Origin of the sequence: Nocardia sp. NPDC051052 (assembly GCF_044456045.1) — a bacterium.
GTDB lineage: Bacteria > Actinomycetota > Actinomycetes > Mycobacteriales > Mycobacteriaceae > Nocardia.
In genome coordinates this window covers 111,467-127,339 of the sequence record NZ_JBITFL010000019.1, presented here as the reverse complement: position 1 = coordinate 127,339, position 15,873 = coordinate 111,467, and the positions used below count along the sequence as shown (strand labels likewise).

Sequence of the window (15,873 nt, the reverse complement as noted above, 5' to 3'; positions counted from 1 at the left end):
ATCAGCGGGGGACTGCGTCAGCGGGCGTCGGCCGCCAGACCGAGGCCGAGCGCGACCAGGATCGCGCCGAGCGCGCGTTCGATCCGTTGCCGGATGCCGGTTCGCCGCAGCCAGCTGCCCGCCCGGTCGGCGGCCAGCACGACGCCGACGCACCACGCGGTGTCGACCACCAACTGGATCAACACCAGCGCGATCACGGTCGGCAGCACCGGGCCGCTGGACGGCAGGAATTGCGGCAGGATCGTCAGCCCGAACACCGCCGCCTTCGGATTCGCCGCGATCGACACCAGCGACGCACGGAACGCCGCGCCCGGTGTGCGCCCCGAGGGCAGCATCTTCGTCATGGTGCTGCCGAACTCGTCGTCATTGCGCGCGCCGCGCCAGGCCTGCACGCCGAGCCAGATCAGCACCAGCGCGCCGACCACGTGCATCGCGGTATTCAGGTAGTGGTTGGCGACCAGCAGCACCGACAGTCCCGCGCCACCCGCGATATTCCAGCCCAGCACGCCGATCTCGTTCCCGGCGACCGCGGCCAGCCCCGCCTTACGGCCATCGCGCACCGCGCGCTGCAGAAACAGGGCCGTGGCAGGCCCGGGCAGCGCGGCCAGGATCAACGAGGCCAGCAGGAATTGCGGGAGAACGGCGACCCAGTGCGGCATCAGTCGATGCTGGCACGTCGATCGTCTTTCGTGCCACCGTATTTAGGGCATCGCCGGGATAACGGACCTTGGTCGCCGAGCACAGGTCCTCGCCCGATCGAAACCGCGTACTCGTCAGGGGTGGGCGTGAATACCGCTGCCGCCGGAGACGATGAGGTTGTCCCCGGTGAGGTAGCTGGCCGAGGCGAGAAAGGCCACGGCCTCGGCGATGTCGGCGGGAGCGCCGGCCCGGCCGAGCGGGATGCCTTCGGCCCAGGAGTCGATCATTTCGGGGGAGACGCCCATCTTGGCGTAGGCGGGAGTGTTGATCAGTCCCGGACTGACGGCGTTGACGCGGATGCGGCGGGGAGCGAGTTCGAGCGCGAGGGACCGCATGAGCGGCAACAGTGCTCCCTTGGCGGCTGTCATGGCGGACCCGAGCCCTTCGCCGACGCCGACGGTGAACACGACCGAGGCGCCCTCGTTGAGGAGTGGCAGCGCTTTTTGCAGGGTGAAGAAGTTGCCCTTGACGTTGATGTCGAACAGGGCGTCGAAGGTGTCTTCGTCGATCGACTCGATCGGGCCGGGACGGGAGATGCCCGCGTTGAGGAAGAGCAGGTCGAGGGAGCCGAATCGCTCGCGTACCTGCTCGATCGCGTGGTCGATGTCGGGCAGGGATCGGGCGTTCGCCTGGACGATCACGACGTCTTCGGGAAGTCCGGCATCGGCGGTGTTGGTTACGCCGGTGACCATGACGCGGTAGCCGCAGGAGTGGAGCAGTTCGGCGGTCGCCTTGCCGATGCCGCTGGTTCCGCCGGTGATCAAAGCTGCAGGTGTGGGCATGATGCGTTCCCTTATGTGGATCCGGGCGGTATCGGTAGGCGAGATGAACCGCGACGACCATCTTTAGGCATCGTACGACTCGATGGCAGTCGCTGCCAAGTGTTATGCGACTGCCAGGCTGGCAGCGCGGGGCTATTCTGGTGGCATGAAGCAGGAAGCCAAGACGGCGACGACCACACTGTGGGATCGAACGCGGCAGCTGGCTTCCCAAGAGATCCTCCAAACGGCGCTGCGCCTGTTCACCGAGCAGGGCTACGACGAGACGACCATCGCCCAAATTGCCCGTGAGGCAGGCGTTTCCCAGCGCACCCTCTTCCGCTACTTCGGCACCAAGGAAGACCTCCTCGGCGGCGACCAGGACAAATTCGGGCAAGTCCTGACAACGACCGTCGGCGAACAGCCCGCCGAAGCCGATGTCTGGGCGGCCCTGCGCGCCGGGTTCGCGGCCGTACTGGCCGTGCATGAGAGCCGCGAAGAGGCGCTGGAACGGTTCCGTCTGCTGCACAACACCGCATCGCTGCGTGCCGGTTATCTCGAAAAGCGGCTGCGGTTCCAGGAAGCTCTACTGCCGCTCATCGCGGCGCGCATGAATGTTGTTGTCGACGGCGCGGATCCGAGGGTCCGTGCGGTGCTCGCGACGGCGTTCGCCTGCCTGGATGCCGCATCGATGACCTGGGTCGACAACGGCGGTGAGGGCGACATCATCGACCTCTACGACGAGTGCCTGGCCGCTGTACGCGGCTGATGCGCCCCGAAAACCGGGGTTAGTGGGGCTTCCGGCACGCGCCGTAGTGTCGGTTCCGTGCTTGACGACTCTTCGAATGCCTCTGCGTTCTATGCCACGACTACGGCGACCGCGACGAAGCGGACGGGGTGGATCTGAGGATCATCGATGACGTGCGGCGGCACGGTTGGCACGTCGTCATGGTCGCCGATGACGACATCGAATTCGCCTACACAATCGGCCTGACGCACACCCACCGCGCGCCCGAGCTCGCCATGTTCGGCATCGATGTGCACGTGATGCACCGCATGCTCAACACACTAGGAGCCAAGGCCGCCGCCGGTGCCGTGCTGGCAGACGGCCAGCGGGACGACGATGTCATCGAGGGCCGCCCGGTCGCCCTCCGCGCCATCGACCCGAGCTGGTACCGCCCCTACTTCGGCCGAGCCATCGGCTTCTACCGGAAGACGTCGTTCCCCGTTCTCCAAGTAGCGTGGCCCGACGCGGACCACCACTTCCACTGGGAAGAGCAAGCACAAGAGCGAAACAGAGGTCGACAGCCTCAACTGTGGCTGAAGCCGGACGAGCACCCAGCGGGCATTTGGACCGCCGACCTCTGACGGACACGCCTTCGCGAGCGGCGAGTCGGGATTGCGCTGTACATCAACCGATTCCGAGATATCGACCCAGCGTGTTGTCGAGTGCGGCCATGTCGGTGCGGGTCAGCATCTGCACGAACTTGCCCAGGTAGTCACGATCGATGATTCGTATCTGATCGATCAGCAACTTGGTTTCCTGTCCATCGATCTCGACGGCGGGCCGGTTGATCGCGGTTCCGGCACTGGTCGATGTCGGGATGATCGTCACCACCGGCAGCGGGGAATCCGGCGGGGAAACGATCACACCCAACCGCCGTCCGCGTTGTTCGTGGCCGCGCTCGGCGTCGCCGAGATCGACGCGATGTACCGCTCCACGGATCACTCTCACCATGCGTCGGGCTCCGCGTTGAGGTCTTCGTCCTTCAATGCGAGTGCATCGATGCGGAACTGAGCTAGCCATTCCTCGCGATCCAGCAACCGGAGGGCGCGGCGGATGACGTCAGTGGTGTTCTCCTCGTGGTGGCGGGCGCGGTTGATGATGCGCTCATCGTCGACCGTCGGGTGAATGGTTATCGTTGCCATACGACAAGTGCGCGATGTAAGTAAGACTTGGTCTTGGTCTTGGTCCGTCGTGTTCACGAGTTCCTCCCCTGGCCTACCGATATGGGCCTTGCTCTGTGCGTACATGTAGGTATTCGACGCCGACATGCTGCCGGATGGAAATGCGCGGCCACTGTGAGCCGCACTGCCGGGGCGGCCGGAAGCCGCGACGTTCGGTAGGGTTCGGCGGGTGAAGGCATTGCGTCGATTCACCGTCCGTGCCCATCTGCCTGAGCGGCTGGCCGCGCTCGGCGAGCTCGCTACGAATCTGCGGTGGTCGTGGCATCCGGCGACCCAGGATTTGTTTGCCGAGATGGATCCGGGGCGGTGGTTGGAGATGGGGCACGACCCGGTGCGGATGCTCGGGGAGGTGCCCGCCGCGCGGGTCGACGAGCTGGCGGCGGACCCGGAGTACGTGCGCCGGGTGGATGCCGCGGCGGCGGATCTGCGGGACTACCTGGCCGCGCCGAGCTGGTTCGAGCGGCGCGCGGGGGAGGAGGGCGTTCGTGGGATCGCCTACTTCTCCATGGAGTTCGGCGTCACCGAGGTGCTGCCGAACTATTCGGGTGGGCTCGGGATTCTGGCGGGCGACCATCTGAAGGCGGCGTCGGATCTGGGCCTGCCGTTGATCGGTGTCGGATTGCTGTACCGCTCCGGCTATTTCAGGCAGACGCTGTCGGCGGATGGCTGGCAGACCGAGCACTACCCGGACCTGGATCCGCAGGGTCTGCCGTTGCGGCTGCTCACCTCGGACAACGGTGGCGCGGAGACGGCGCCGGTGCTCATTCACGTGGCGATGCCCGATCAGCGGGTGCTGCGGGCTCGGGTGTGGATCGCGCAGGTCGGGCGGGTGCCGCTGCTGTTGCTGGATTCCGATATCGCGGAGAACGATCCGGAGCTGCGCGCGGTGACCGACCGGCTCTACGGCGGCGATCAGGAGCATCGGATCCGGCAGGAGATCCTGGCAGGCATCGGTGGCGTGCGCGCGGTGCGCGCCTACACCAACGCGACCGGACTGCCCGACCCCGACGTGTTCCACATGAACGAAGGCCACGCCGGTTTTCTCGGCGTCGAGCGTATCCGTGAATTCGTCTCTACCGGAAGGGATTTCGATACCGCGCTGGCCGCGGTGCGGGCAGGCACGGTGTTCACCACGCACACTCCGGTCCCCGCCGGAATCGACCGGTTCCCGATGCCGATGGTGCGCCGCTACTTCGGCGGCGCGCACGGCGAATCCGAATCTGCCATGCTCCCAGGGCTTTCCGTCGATCGGATCCTCGCGCTGGGCCGCGAAGCCGATCCGTCGGTCTTCAACATGGCGCACATGGGCTTGCGACTTGCCCAGCGCGCCAATGGCGTATCGAAACTGCACGGCGAGGTCAGCCGGGAGATGTTCGCCGCGCTGTGGCCCGGATTCGATGCGGCCGAAGTGCCGATCGGTTCGGTCACCAACGGTGTGCACGCGCCGACCTGGGCTGCCCGCGAATGGTTCGACAAGGCGCGCAAGCATATCGGTGCCGAGCTCGTCGAAGAGTCACGCGGCTGGGAGCGGCTGCGCGACGTCGATCTCGGCGAACTGTGGTCCACGCGGAACGCGTTGCGCGCCATCCTGGTTGCCGAGGTCCGCCGCCGCGTGCGCGCGTCCTGGCTGGACCGTGGTGCGGCGGAAGCCGAATTGGGCTGGGTGGATAGCGTTTTCGACCCCGATGTGCTGACCGTCGGCTTCGCCCGCCGGGTGCCGACCTACAAGCGACTCACCCTGATGCTGCGCGACCCGGAACGGTTGCGCGCCAGGCTGCTCGACCCCGAGCGGCCGATGCAGCTGGTGGTCGCGGGCAAGAGCCACCCGGCCGACGACGGCGGCAAGGCGCTCATCCAGCAGGTGGTCCGCTTCGCCGACGATCCCGAGGTGCGCCACCGCATCGTCTTCCTGCCCGACTACGACATGTCGATGGCCCGCTACCTGTACTGGGGCTGCGACGTCTGGCTCAACAATCCGCTGCGCCCGCTCGAGGCCTGCGGCACCTCCGGCATGAAGTCCGCGCTCAACGGCGGCCTCAACCTGTCCATCCGGGACGGCTGGTGGGACGAGATGTTCGACGGCGAGAACGGCTGGGCCATCCCGACCGCCGACGGCGTCACCGACGAACACCGCCGCGACGACCTCGAGGCCAACGCGCTCTACGACCTGTTCGAGCGCACCGTCGCGCCCCGCTTCTACGACCGCGACGCCGCCGGAATGCCGGTGCGCTGGGTCGAGATGGTGCGCCACACCCTGCAGACCCTCGGCCCGAAGGTGCTCGCCTCGCGCATGGTTCGCGACTACGCCGTCGAGTACTACGCGCCCGCCGCCAACGCCTACCAGCGAGCGACCGCCGACGAGTTCGCCGTCGCCCGAACCATCGCCGACTATCGGCGCCGCGTCGAAGCGGCGTGGCCGTCGGTGAAGGTGATCCAGGTGGATAGCGCGGGCCTGCCGGACACGCCGATCATCGGAGCCCGCCTGTCGCTGACCGCGCGGATCGACCTGGGCGGATTGCAGGTCGCCGACGTCGTCGTGCAGGCGGTACTCGGCCGGGTATCGACCGCCGACGACCTCTCCGACATCACCACCGTCGCGATGACGCACACCGGATCCGATTCCGGCGTCGAGCTTTTCACCGTGGACACGCCGGTCCCGCTGTCCGGCGCCGTCGGCTACACGGTGCGGGTGCTGCCGCACAACGAGTTGCTCGCCGGCGACGCCGAGCTCGGGTTGGTCGCCGCGCCCAACGCCTGATTCGGTCCCGCGCAGCGGCCGCACCAGCCCTTTCGGGTCGAGGACGGTCGAGCGGGATCGGTCGGGGCGAATTCTCCGATTCAGTGAATCGTCGGCTAACGTGCCTGGGCACGCTCGTACCACTCCCCGACTGGAGATCGCCCATGGCCACCGCCGTACCGACCGAGCCCCGAGGTCGCATCGACGCGTTCTTCGGCATCAGCGCGACTGGTTCGACCATGAAACGCGAACTGATGGCCGGCACGGTGACGTTTCTCGCCATGTCCTACGTCCTCGCCGTGAACCCGTCGGTGCTCGGCGACGAAGGTGCGTTGGGCGCCAAGGGTATTCCGATGCAGGCGGTGTTCACCGCGACCGCCGTCGCCGCGGTCTTCGGCACCCTCGTGATGGGGCTGTGGGCTAAGTATCCGATCGCGCTCGCGCCCGGCATGGGGCTCAACGCGTTCTTCGCCTACTCGGTGGTGCTCGGCATGGGCATCCCGTGGCAGGTCGCGCTGTCGGGCACCTTGCTGTCTGGGATCATCTTCTTCGTGCTCGCCGTCACCAAGGTGCGCGAGCGCATCCTCAACGCGATCCCGATGCAGATGAAGCTCGCCGTCGGCGCGGGCATCGGCTTGTTCGTCGCGTTCCTCGGGTTGAAGAACGCGGGCATCGTGGTGAACAGCGACGCCACCCTCGTCACCCTGGGCGACTTCACCAAGGGCACCACCCTGCTCGCGCTGTTCGGGCTCGTGGTGACCGTGGTCTTCCTCGTCATCGGCTGGCACGGCGCCGTGCTGTACGGGATCGTGCTCACCGCGGGCGTCGGCATCGTCAGCGGGCTCGTGGATCTGCCCAACGGTGTCGTCGCGGCGCCGAAGGGGCTCGAGCACACCTTCGGTCAGGCGATCATCCATCTGCCCGACGCGTTCACCGGGCAGATGGCCGTCGTCATCCTCACCATGCTCTTCGTCGACTTCTTCGACGCCTCCGGCACCCTGATCGGCGTCGCCAACCAGGCGAACCTGCTCGACAAGGACGGCAAACTGCCGCGCGCCGCGAGCGCGCTGGCCGCCGATTCGGTCGGCACCATGGCGGGCGCCGTCATCGGCACCTCCACCACCACCGCCTACGTCGAATCCACCGCGGGCGTGTCCGCGGGCGGGCGCACCGGGTTGACCGCCGTCACCACCGCGGGCTGGTTCCTGATCGCCATGTTCTGCTATCCGATCTTCGCCGTGGTCGCGGGTTCCGGGGAGGTGACCGCGCCCGCGCTGATCGTGGTCGGCGTGTTGATGTCGCGTGCGCTCGGCGAGATCGACTGGAATCGGCTCGAGTATTCGGTGCCCGCGTTCATCACCATCGTGATGATGCCGCTGACGTACTCGATCGCCAACGGTCTGGCCATGGGAATGCTGTTCTACCCGATCGTCATGGTCGCCAAGGGCCGGATCAAGGACGTGCATCCGGCGATGTGGGCACTGCTGGTGATATTCCTCGGATACTTCTTTTTCTTGGCGGAATGACCTAGCCGAGTCCCTGGAAAGTTAGGGTGCCCTGTGCGATAATCGGACCGCAGTCCACTTCATCGCCGAGGCCATTGACCAGCCGTTTGGAATCTGACTTGCAGGGACGAGGACCACATGACTACGAAATCTGTGCTCGATCGCGCCACCACCAATACTGAACTCGACGGCGTTTCCGCCGACATCGGACTCCTGATCATCCGCGTCGTCTTCGGCGCATTGCTTGCGGTGCATGGCACCCAGAAACTGTTCGGCTGGTTCAGTGGACCTGGCTGGAATGCCAATGCCGAGGGCTTCGATTTTATGGGCTACAACCCCGGCAAGTTCTTCGGAACCCTGGCCGGCCTGTGCGAGCTCGGCGGCGGGCTGCTCCTTGCTCTCGGCCTCCTGACTCCGCTCGCGAGCGCCATCGTGCTGGGCACCATGATCAACGCCATCAACTCGATGTGGAGTTTGGGGCTGTTCGGCAAGGACACCTACGAGATGCCGTTGCTGTTCGCCGTTATCGGTGCGGGATTCGCCTTCACCGGCGCGGGCAAGTTCTCGCTGGACCATGGCCGGTCGTGGCAGCGGCATGGATTCGTCTGGGGTGCGGGCGCGGTAGTGGTCGCGGTCGTCGCGGCGGTGCTCACCTTGATCCTGAAGTGGGCGTTGTAAAGCGGTCGTAGCCCATTGCCGGTGAAGCCGGGCGGCTTGCGGCCCACGGGTCCAGTCGCCAGCCGGAGACTGGACTCGCGTCACCAGATGTACAAGGCCCACCTGAACTGCGGGATCGGGACTGCCGGTTCGGATGGCGTGCCCGGATTCCGGGCAGTCGCATGGCAGTCCTGCCAGTGACTGCTCCATGTCACAGTTGGAGACGCTGCGTCGTCGTCTCCTTGTCGAGCGGAAGAGTCGGCAAACAAGGAGACGATGATGGGCATCGAAATCAGCAACCCCGCGAACTGCACGATCCAACGGTGTTCGGATACAGCCATGTCGCGCAAGTCAGCGGTGAGCTGGTGCTCATCGCGGGGCAGTACGACTCGGACGCGGCGGGACATACCACCAGTAGAGACTTCGCCGTCCAGGTGAGCAACGCCTTCATCAACCTCGGAATCGCTTTGCGCTCAGTGGGTTTGGACTACGCGGACGTCGCACAACTGCGTACCTTCATCGTCGACCACAACCTCGACAAGCTCACGATCCCCGGTAAGAAGATCGCGGAGATATGGGGTGAACGTCCGCCGGTGCAGACGTCGAACGGCGTCGCCCCGCTCGCGTTGCCTGGGACGCTGTTCGAGGTGGATGTGGTGGCAGTGCGCGGTTGATCTGGATCGATCCGGCTGGACCGCTCTAGTTTGGAGCAGCCCCGAGGGAGCTCGTGTGCGTCTTCTCCTATGCCGGGTGTTGGACTGAAGGTCAGCAGAGTCATGCGAACCCGCCATTTGTTTCGAGGCTTGCCGTGCGGGCGGTACCGGTCGTCGGACCGCGGTGCTGAGGTCTTCGCGGGGCGCGCACCGTCGACGGACGAGAATCCGACGACAGAAGGGTCGAGCGGCACTCCCCCGACGGGAAGGTTCGACCCAGGTAAGAACCCGCACACCCCCGGTTTAAGCCGCACACCGCCTGTACCGGATGTGTGGCTTACACAAACGGTGAGCGGCTTACACAAAGGTGTAGCTTGCACCGAGTTGGGAGCACTCCGAAAGAACGAGAAGCTCAGCGGGTTTCGCGAGGTGAAGATCGGCTCAGAGTTGGGCTGATTTACCAGGACAAGTCGGGTGCGTAGTAGCTGCGATGCTATGTCAGGATGCCTGCCCCGGACGGCATGATCGAAGTGACAGTCGGTGGGGATCCGGCGAGCTTGTCAGGCGTGGCCGCTGCGCACTTGCTGCCTAGCACGCGAAGCAACTCGAGCCGTATCTGCCGATGTAGCCGCCTGTGTCGCCGGTCGGTCGGGAACCTGACCGGACTGGAATGATCGAGTTGGATTGGTCTAGTTTGGAGGGAACCAGGGGGAGATCACGTGCGTCTTATCCTGTGTCGGGGTGTCTGGTCCGAAGTCAGGAGAGATATGCGAACCGCCATAGTGTCGTCGAAGCTCGTAGTGCGGACGGTGCTGGCCGGGATGGCGGTGGTCGGGCTGGTCGCGGGGTGCTCACCGACGAAGGGTGGGAATCCGACGACGGAAGGGGCGAGTGGGCAGCCGACCAGTGGCGAGCCCACGGTTCAATACAACCCGTGTAAGGAATTGTCCGACGAGGCGTTGCGCGCCACCAAAGTGGATCCTGCTTCAAAGGACGTGACCACGGATGCGCCGACCGGTCCCGTCAGCGCTCGGGTTTGCCAGTGGAGTTCGACTGAAGGTCCGTACTTCGTCAGTGTCTCCTCGACTGTCTACAGCCAGGATGATGCGCGCAAGAACGACAGGCTGACCGGCTTCCGCGATGTGAAGATAGGTCCCCGTCCTGGGTTGATCTACCAGGACAAATCCGACGATGACAAGCTCCGCTGTTACGCGAGCTTGCCATGGTCGAAGGGCATGTTCGAGGTGACCGTCGGGTGGCGATACGGCTCGCGGTCTTCTATGCCGCAGTCGCCTCCATGCGATTTGGCCGTCCGGCATGCACAGGAGCTCGAGCCTTATCTGCCGAAGTAGCGCCCTCGGGCACGGCCCTATGACCAGAGCAGCGCCGTGCGAAGGGCAACAACGAGCAGGGGATCCAGTCAGTTAGAGGAGGGACAATGTCGGATACCGAGCAGAGCGAGATGCAAGGGATGCTCACGCGCTGGCAGACATTGAAAAAGCAGGCCGAAGGGGGCGAGCTCCGCATGGACACGGAGATCGGCCAGCAGTTGGCGACTCACTCCGAGCAGATGCACACCAAGCTCGAAGCGATGTTGAACAAGGCGCTTGAACTCGAACATCTCACCGGCTTCGGCAATCTGACATCCGCTCAGGATCTGCGACAGAAGTTCGCTCAAAAGGCGAACAACGGCAACGATTCAGCGGCGAAGCGGATTAAGCAGAGCATGGACATCGTCAGCCTGATGAGCGACACCTACAAACTCGCCATCGGCAAGATAACCGAATCCGACCAGTCTGCCGCAGACAAGCTTGCCGGGCTAGGCATGGGTGATGCGTGATGGCATCGTTCAATGACTGGATGGTCGCGATCGGCGCCGGGAGTATCACCGGCTCCTCGCGGGAAGCCGACAAGAACAAGCATGACGACCAGCAGCGTGCTGCTGATGAGAACACAAAGTGGGATCAGGACCGCACTTTCGTCAACAACGAGTGGTCGAACTTGCTGTCCGAGTACGGGAGTGGCACTTTCGACGCGCCTGCGATCAAGGCTCAAGATCCCTTCGAGACCATGTCTCATCAGGCGATCTACAGTGCCCTAGAGGGGGTGCGAGAGGGAGAGATCAACGCCAAGGCCGATGGCTGGCGGGGTCTGTCGTCTGATGCGCGGAACGCGGTCGATGAGTTCAAAAAAGGTGTCGAGCAAGACATTACGGAGCACTGGAACGGTAAATCGGGAACTAGTGCCATCGATGCGACGCGCGAATTCTCGAACTCGTTCTCGAAACTGGCCGCCACCTTCCAGATGGTCGGACACGGCCTCGACCTGACCCAGGGGCACCTGGCGCAGGCGAAATCCAGTGTCGGGAAACCGGATAACTACACCCTCGGCGACAAGTTCCTTGATGCGCTGCCGTTGCAGAACGTCCTCAAGGGCCCCACGCACCGCGCGCAGGAAGCGGAGAGCGAGGCGCGGTACGTGATGACGGCGTATTACCGCCCCGGTGTGGAGGGCGTCGACAAGATCACGCCGATCCTCCCCGAGCCAACCAGCTCGGTCGACAAGAACAACCCGGGTGGCCCGAACAACAACCCGAATTCGAATCAGTCCGGTAGCCCCAACAGCAACAACCCCGCCGGCTCGCCCAACACGACAGACCAGAAGTCCCCGGACGATTCGAAGAAGCAGGACAGCAGCGTCGACCAGTCGACGCAGCCGGCGAGCACGGATCAGACCGACTCGACGGACAAGAAGTCGGCCAACACCACACCGGCCTCGACCACCCCGGCGAACACATCTACCACCGACGATCCGACGAAATCGAAGACGCCGACGGCACCGACTACACCGTCGACCCCTTCGCACACGCCGACCTCGACGTTCCCCGGTTCGCCGTCGCGCACCCCGGGCGCCCCGAGCTCCACTCCGGCCCCGGGCAAGAGCATCCCCGGCAAGGCGGCAACTCCCTCGGCCCCTGCCGCCGCCGCGGCCCGCGCCGCCGCCTCCGGCAAGCCGGGCGCGTCCGGTTCCCCGGGTATGGGTGGCGCCGGCGCCGGACGCGGCAAGGGCGATGAAGACGGCGAGCACAAGACCCCGGACTATCTCATCTACGACCGTGGTTCGGAGCTGCTCGGCACTCAGCCGCCCGCCTTACCGCCGGGCGGAGTCATCGGCGGATGAACGAATCCCGCTGGCGCCTGGACGGTTTGATGTTCGAGTTGGCGCTGGAGGCGCTCGGTCGTGACCGCCTGCCCTATCCGTTGCGCTACACCATCGAGGGCGTCGAAGCCTACGAGGACTACCAGCGGTTGCGCGCGAACGCGGCGAAGCAGCTGTCGGGTTTCGCGTCACCCGACTTGTTCAATGCCCTGAATGTGTTGCTGGAACCCAAAGTTCGGGTCGAGGTGCACGGTTTCTTCGGCCGCGATTTCCAGCAGGTGGTGCGTGTGCATGCCGGAATGACGGGCCGCGCCGCGACCATGGCGGTTCAATTGCCCGGCCCGACACAGGAATACGGCCGCGATATCCTGCTCACCCGCTGCCCGCCGCAGGCGTTGCCCGCGCAGCTCGCCGCGCAATTGCCGAAATGTGGCGGCGGCAAATATCCGACGATCAACGGCCGTCGCTCGGATGTGCACCGGGTCGAATACGCCAAGCATCCGACGCGCCTTTCGCACACCGAGCAACTCAACCGCATCGTCCGCCGTCCCCGCTCCGGGCTCGGCGAGGTCGGCGTCTTCGCGGGCGGCGCGATCGACAGCAGGCCGACCACCGACGGCCGCGGCTTCCACTGGATGGATTACCTGCCCGCCGACGGCCGCTACCTGCTGCACAACCACGGCGACGACGAGTTCACGCTGACGCCGGGCCCGGTCGAGGAGATCCAGCGTCAGCTGCACACGCTGATCGACACCACCTACCGCGCGGTGGCGCACAGCTGGTGATCAGGGGCGTAAGACGAGCACGGTATTCGCGCCGTGATGGAATTCGTAGCTGATCTCGCGGAGACCGGTGCGAATTCCTTTGTCTTCGAGCTCCTTTCGAAGATGTACGACCAGGTCGTCCAGGTGGTTACCGACGTGGTCGACCAGGGGGTAGGCGCGGATCTCGCCCGCGCAGACTCGGGCCAGCTCCAGCAGGGCGGCGAGGTGGAATTCCGCGGTCAGCCGGTCGGCGTAGGTGAACAGCAGGTGGGAGCTGAGGGCCAGGTCGAAGCTGTCGTCGGGGAAGGGCAGCGACGGCAGTTCGGCGGCGACGTAGCGCGCGGGGTTCGCGATCAGGTCGGCGCCGAATCGGCGGGCGGCGGCGTGGCGCATCTCGCGGTGCTGACGCGGGCCGCCGTACCAGTCCCACCGGTATCGTTCCGAATGCGCGGTGGCCCAGTCGCTTCCGCGATCGGTCTCGCGCAGCGCGAGAGCGCGCAGGTCATCGGGCGGGCGGGCGTAGATCGGATCGGTGGCGGTGACATGGGCGCCGAGTGCGCTCGCCTCAGCGGTGAAACTCGCTGCGCCGCCGGGGCAGTCGAGAATTCGGCCGCGCAGATCGGCGTCGGAGAGGGAGAATATTGCGCGATACTCGGCCAATGATCTTGCGCTGACCAGAAATTCGCCTAGGACATCGCTGTCGGCAGGGTGCTTCATCTGGAAACGGTCTCATGCACGGACCTGGCGCGCGGGGGAATTTGTGGTGTCCCCGCGCCGCGTGCAGGGCTTGGCGCGGGGACTGCCGATACGTTCGGTGTGGGAATTGGGGTTCACCGAAGTACCACCCTTAATTTACTTCTGTTCGGAAGCATGCGCGCGCTAATGTGTGCTGTTTCACACCGCTTTTTCGGTGAGTCGTTTCAGCGCTTTCACGACCACCTCGGGGTTGGAGGTCTCCCAGTACGGCGGCAGCGAGGCGCGCAGGTATCCGCCGTAGCGGGCGGTGGCCAGCCGGGAGTCGAGGATCGCGACGACGCCGCGGTCGTCGACGCTGCGCAGCAATCGGCCGGTGCCCTGGGCGAGCAGCAGCGCGGCGTGGTTGGCCGCGATCGCCATGAACCCGTTGCCGCCGCGCGATTCGACCGCGCGCTGCCGCGCGGTGAGCAGCGGATCGTCGGGGCGGGGGAAGGGAATCCGGTCCAGGATCACCAGGCTCAGCGACGGGCCTGGCACGTCGACGCCCTGCCACAGCGACAGCGTGCCGAACAGCGAGGTCTCCGGATCGTCGGCGAACTTGCGGACCAGCGCGCCGGTCGAATCGTCGCCCTGGCACAGCACGGGCGTGTCCAGCCGCTCGCGTAACGCCTCGGTCGCCGCCTTGGCCGCGCGCATCGAGGAGAACAGCCCGAGCGTGCGACCGCCCGCGGCCTTGATGAGCAACTCGATCTCGTCCAGGTAGGCGGGTGCCAGGCCGTCGCGGCCCGGTGCGGGCAGGTGCTTGGCTACGTAGAGGATGCCGGACTTGGCGTGGTCGAACGGCGAGCCGACATCGAGCGAACTCCAGCGCACGTTGTCGGCATCGCTGGGCGCCTTGGCGCCGTTGGCCATGCCGGGATCGATCTGGTTCGACGATTGCGCGGGCAGCCCCCAGGTGATCGCGAGCCCGTCGAACGAGCCGCCGATCTGCAGCGTGGCCGAGGTGAGTACCACGGTCGCGGTGCCGAACAGCCTGCTGCGCAACAGCCCGCCCACCGACAGTGGCGCCATCCGCAACGAGCGCCGGGCCACGCCGCGCATCTCCTCGGCGGACAGCCAGATGACGTCGTGTCGTTTCGCCGGGTCGGGTTCGTCGAACGCGGTGAGCGCGCGCACCGCGCTGTCGTGGATCTCGTCGATCGCGGCCAGCGCCTGGGTGCGCGCGGCGGCGGTCTCCACGTCACCCTGCTGGGTGCTGCCGCCCTGCGGCGCGAGCGCGGTGCGGGCGTTCCACGCCGCGTCGCGGACCAGCGCGAGCACCGGGGCGACGCCGTCGGGTAGCCGTTCCCAGCGCGCGGCGGGCAGCTCGTCCAGTACGTCGTGCCAGGCCTCGGCGGCGCTCTCCAGGCGGTCGACCTCTTTTTCGTCGATGAGTTTGGCGCAGCGGCGCGCGGCCGCGCTGATCGCGGACGAGGCCAGGTCGGCGGTGGCCACGCCGGTGACCCGGTCGACCAGCTCGTGTGCCTCGTCGATGACGACCACGTCGTGCTCGGGCAGCACCTGGATGCCGCTGATCGCGTCGATCGCCAGCAGCGCGTGGTTGGTCACCACCACGTCGGCCTGCGCGGATTCGGCCCGTGCCTTTTCGGCGAAGCAGTCCTGACCGAACGGGCAGCGCGACTTGCCGAGGCATTCGCGCGAGGACACGCTCACCTGTTTCCAGGCGCGGTCGGTGACGCCGGGCACGATCTCGTCCCGATCGCCGGTCTCGGTGTCGGAGACCCACTCGTTGAGCCGCTGCACCTCGCGGCCGAGCCGGGAGATGGCGAACGCGTCGAACAGCTCCGCCTCTGGCTCCTCCGGAATCACGCTATTGATCTTGTTCAGGCACAGATAGTTGTTGCGGCCCTTGAGGATCGCGAACTTGGCCGCGCGCCCGAGCGGCTTGCTCAGCGCCTCGGACAGCCGCGGTAGATCGCGATCGACCAGCTGGCGCTGCAGCGCGATCGTCGCGGTCGACACCACCACCGTGCGCCCGGTCCGCACCGCGTGCCGCAGGCTGGGCACCAGGTAGGCCAGCGACTTGCCGGTGCCGGTGCCGGCCTGCACCGCTAGGTGCTCCTTGGTGTCGATCGCGTGGTCCACCGCGCTCGCCATCGTCACCTGCCCGTCGCGCTCTTTCCCGCCGAGCGCCTGCACGGCAGTGGCCAAAAGGTCGGGGACGGCGGGGAGTTCGGGCACGCGAGCAGCCTACTGCCCGATACCGACACCGGATGC

General features: G+C 66.0%; 16 protein-coding genes. 10 read left to right on the top strand and 6 right to left on the bottom strand.

Annotation, left to right across the window (positions count from 1 at the left end):
- Positions 1-17: 17 nt before the first annotated feature.
- Together ACIBCN_RS41010 and ACIBCN_RS41005 are read right to left on the bottom strand one after the other, a co-directional pair.
- Positions 18-659, bottom strand: coding sequence for a LysE family translocator (locus ACIBCN_RS41010; protein ID WP_396997799.1), 642 nt, complete (start codon positions 657-659; stop codon positions 18-20).
- Between the two features lie 114 nt (positions 660-773).
- Positions 774-1,481 carry an SDR family NAD(P)-dependent oxidoreductase gene (locus ACIBCN_RS41005; protein ID WP_396997798.1) on the bottom strand — a complete coding sequence of 236 codons (708 nt, stop codon included), beginning with the start codon at positions 1,479-1,481 and terminating at the stop codon, positions 774-776.
- 145 nt (positions 1,482-1,626) lie between these two features.
- Between ACIBCN_RS41005 and ACIBCN_RS41000 the strand changes: the two genes are divergently transcribed.
- Positions 1,627-2,226, top strand: coding sequence for a TetR/AcrR family transcriptional regulator (locus ACIBCN_RS41000; RefSeq protein ID WP_396997796.1), 600 nt, complete (start codon positions 1,627-1,629; stop codon positions 2,224-2,226).
- Positions 2,227-2,354: 128 nt separating this feature from the next.
- A complete protein-coding gene (locus ACIBCN_RS40995) occupies positions 2,355-2,825 on the top strand; it encodes a DUF4262 domain-containing protein (RefSeq protein ID WP_396997794.1) in 471 nt (156 codons plus the stop codon).
- Between the two features lie 43 nt (positions 2,826-2,868).
- Here ACIBCN_RS40995 and ACIBCN_RS40990 read toward each other — a convergent pair whose 3' ends face one another.
- Together ACIBCN_RS40990 and ACIBCN_RS40985 are read right to left on the bottom strand one after the other, a co-directional pair.
- Positions 2,869-3,195: a type II toxin-antitoxin system PemK/MazF family toxin gene (locus ACIBCN_RS40990; protein WP_396997792.1), complete on the bottom strand. Its 327-nt coding sequence runs from the start codon at positions 3,193-3,195 to the stop codon at positions 2,869-2,871.
- Entirely contained in the window at positions 3,189-3,386 is a 198-nt protein-coding gene (locus ACIBCN_RS40985; protein WP_396997791.1) for a hypothetical protein, read from the bottom strand. The genes ACIBCN_RS40990 and ACIBCN_RS40985 overlap by 7 nt, the downstream gene beginning before the upstream one ends.
- 208 nt (positions 3,387-3,594) lie before the next feature.
- On the opposite strand from ACIBCN_RS40985, the gene glgP reads away from it, so the two are divergent.
- From glgP to ACIBCN_RS40945, 8 genes are all read left to right on the top strand, one after another.
- On the top strand, positions 3,595-6,183 hold the full coding sequence (gene glgP, locus ACIBCN_RS40980) for an alpha-glucan family phosphorylase (RefSeq protein WP_396997789.1): 2,589 nt from the start codon (positions 3,595-3,597) through the stop codon (positions 6,181-6,183).
- Positions 6,184-6,362: 179 nt separating this feature from the next.
- Entirely contained in the window at positions 6,363-7,688 is a 1,326-nt protein-coding gene (locus tag ACIBCN_RS40975; protein ID WP_396997831.1) for an NCS2 family permease, read from the top strand.
- 117 nt (positions 7,689-7,805) lie between these two features.
- Entirely contained in the window at positions 7,806-8,345 is a 540-nt protein-coding gene (locus ACIBCN_RS40970; RefSeq protein ID WP_396997787.1) for a DoxX family protein, read from the top strand.
- Between the two features lie 302 nt (positions 8,346-8,647).
- On the top strand, positions 8,648-8,998 hold the full coding sequence (locus ACIBCN_RS40965) for a RidA family protein (RefSeq protein WP_396997785.1): 351 nt from the start codon (positions 8,648-8,650) through the stop codon (positions 8,996-8,998).
- A 779-nt stretch (positions 8,999-9,777) separates the two neighbouring features.
- Positions 9,778-10,329 carry a DUF3558 domain-containing protein gene (locus tag ACIBCN_RS40960; protein WP_396997784.1) on the top strand — a complete coding sequence of 184 codons (552 nt, stop codon included), beginning with the start codon at positions 9,778-9,780 and terminating at the stop codon, positions 10,327-10,329.
- An 86-nt stretch (positions 10,330-10,415) separates the two neighbouring features.
- The gene (locus ACIBCN_RS40955) at positions 10,416-10,817 is read left to right on the top strand and encodes a hypothetical protein (protein WP_396997783.1); all 402 of its coding nucleotides are present in this window, start codon (positions 10,416-10,418) and stop codon (positions 10,815-10,817) included.
- 20 nt (positions 10,818-10,837) lie between these two features.
- Positions 10,838-12,157 (top strand): hypothetical protein, encoded by a 1,320-nt coding sequence (locus tag ACIBCN_RS40950; RefSeq protein ID WP_396997782.1) that lies wholly within the window; start codon positions 10,838-10,840, stop codon positions 12,155-12,157.
- Positions 12,154-12,921, top strand: coding sequence for an ESX secretion-associated protein EspG (locus ACIBCN_RS40945; RefSeq protein WP_396997780.1), 768 nt, complete (start codon positions 12,154-12,156; stop codon positions 12,919-12,921). Before ACIBCN_RS40950 ends, ACIBCN_RS40945 begins: the two co-directional genes overlap by 4 nt.
- On the opposite strand, the gene ACIBCN_RS40940 is transcribed toward ACIBCN_RS40945, so the two are convergent.
- The gene (locus tag ACIBCN_RS40940) at positions 12,922-13,617 is read right to left on the bottom strand and encodes a class I SAM-dependent methyltransferase (RefSeq protein ID WP_396997778.1); all 696 of its coding nucleotides are present in this window, start codon (positions 13,615-13,617) and stop codon (positions 12,922-12,924) included.
- Between the two features lie 177 nt (positions 13,618-13,794).
- Positions 13,795-15,837 carry an ATP-dependent DNA helicase gene (locus ACIBCN_RS40935; protein WP_396997777.1) on the bottom strand — a complete coding sequence of 681 codons (2,043 nt, stop codon included), beginning with the start codon at positions 15,835-15,837 and terminating at the stop codon, positions 13,795-13,797.
- Positions 15,838-15,873: the final 36 nt, after the last annotated feature.

Bases quoted from the DNA above. Each gene is read 5' to 3' on its own strand.
- ACIBCN_RS40945 (WP_396997780.1), top strand. From the start codon at position 12,154: ATGAACGAATCCCGCTGGCGCCTGGACGGTTTGATGTTCGAGTTGGCG.
- ACIBCN_RS41005 (WP_396997798.1), bottom strand. From the start codon at position 1,481: ATGCCCACACCTGCAGCTTTGATCACCGGCGGAACCAGCGGCATCGGC.
- ACIBCN_RS41000 (WP_396997796.1), top strand. From the start codon at position 1,627: ATGAAGCAGGAAGCCAAGACGGCGACGACCACACTGTGGGATCGAACG.
- ACIBCN_RS40970 (WP_396997787.1), top strand. From the start codon at position 7,806: ATGACTACGAAATCTGTGCTCGATCGCGCCACCACCAATACTGAACTC.
- ACIBCN_RS41010 (WP_396997799.1), bottom strand. From the start codon at position 659: ATGCCGCACTGGGTCGCCGTTCTCCCGCAATTCCTGCTGGCCTCGTTG.
- ACIBCN_RS40955 (WP_396997783.1), top strand. From the start codon at position 10,416: ATGTCGGATACCGAGCAGAGCGAGATGCAAGGGATGCTCACGCGCTGG.
- ACIBCN_RS40950 (WP_396997782.1), top strand. From the start codon at position 10,838: ATGGTCGCGATCGGCGCCGGGAGTATCACCGGCTCCTCGCGGGAAGCC.
- ACIBCN_RS40940 (WP_396997778.1), bottom strand. From the start codon at position 13,617: ATGAAGCACCCTGCCGACAGCGATGTCCTAGGCGAATTTCTGGTCAGC.
- ACIBCN_RS40990 (WP_396997792.1), bottom strand. From the start codon at position 3,195: ATGGTGAGAGTGATCCGTGGAGCGGTACATCGCGTCGATCTCGGCGAC.
- ACIBCN_RS40985 (WP_396997791.1), bottom strand. From the start codon at position 3,386: ATGGCAACGATAACCATTCACCCGACGGTCGACGATGAGCGCATCATC.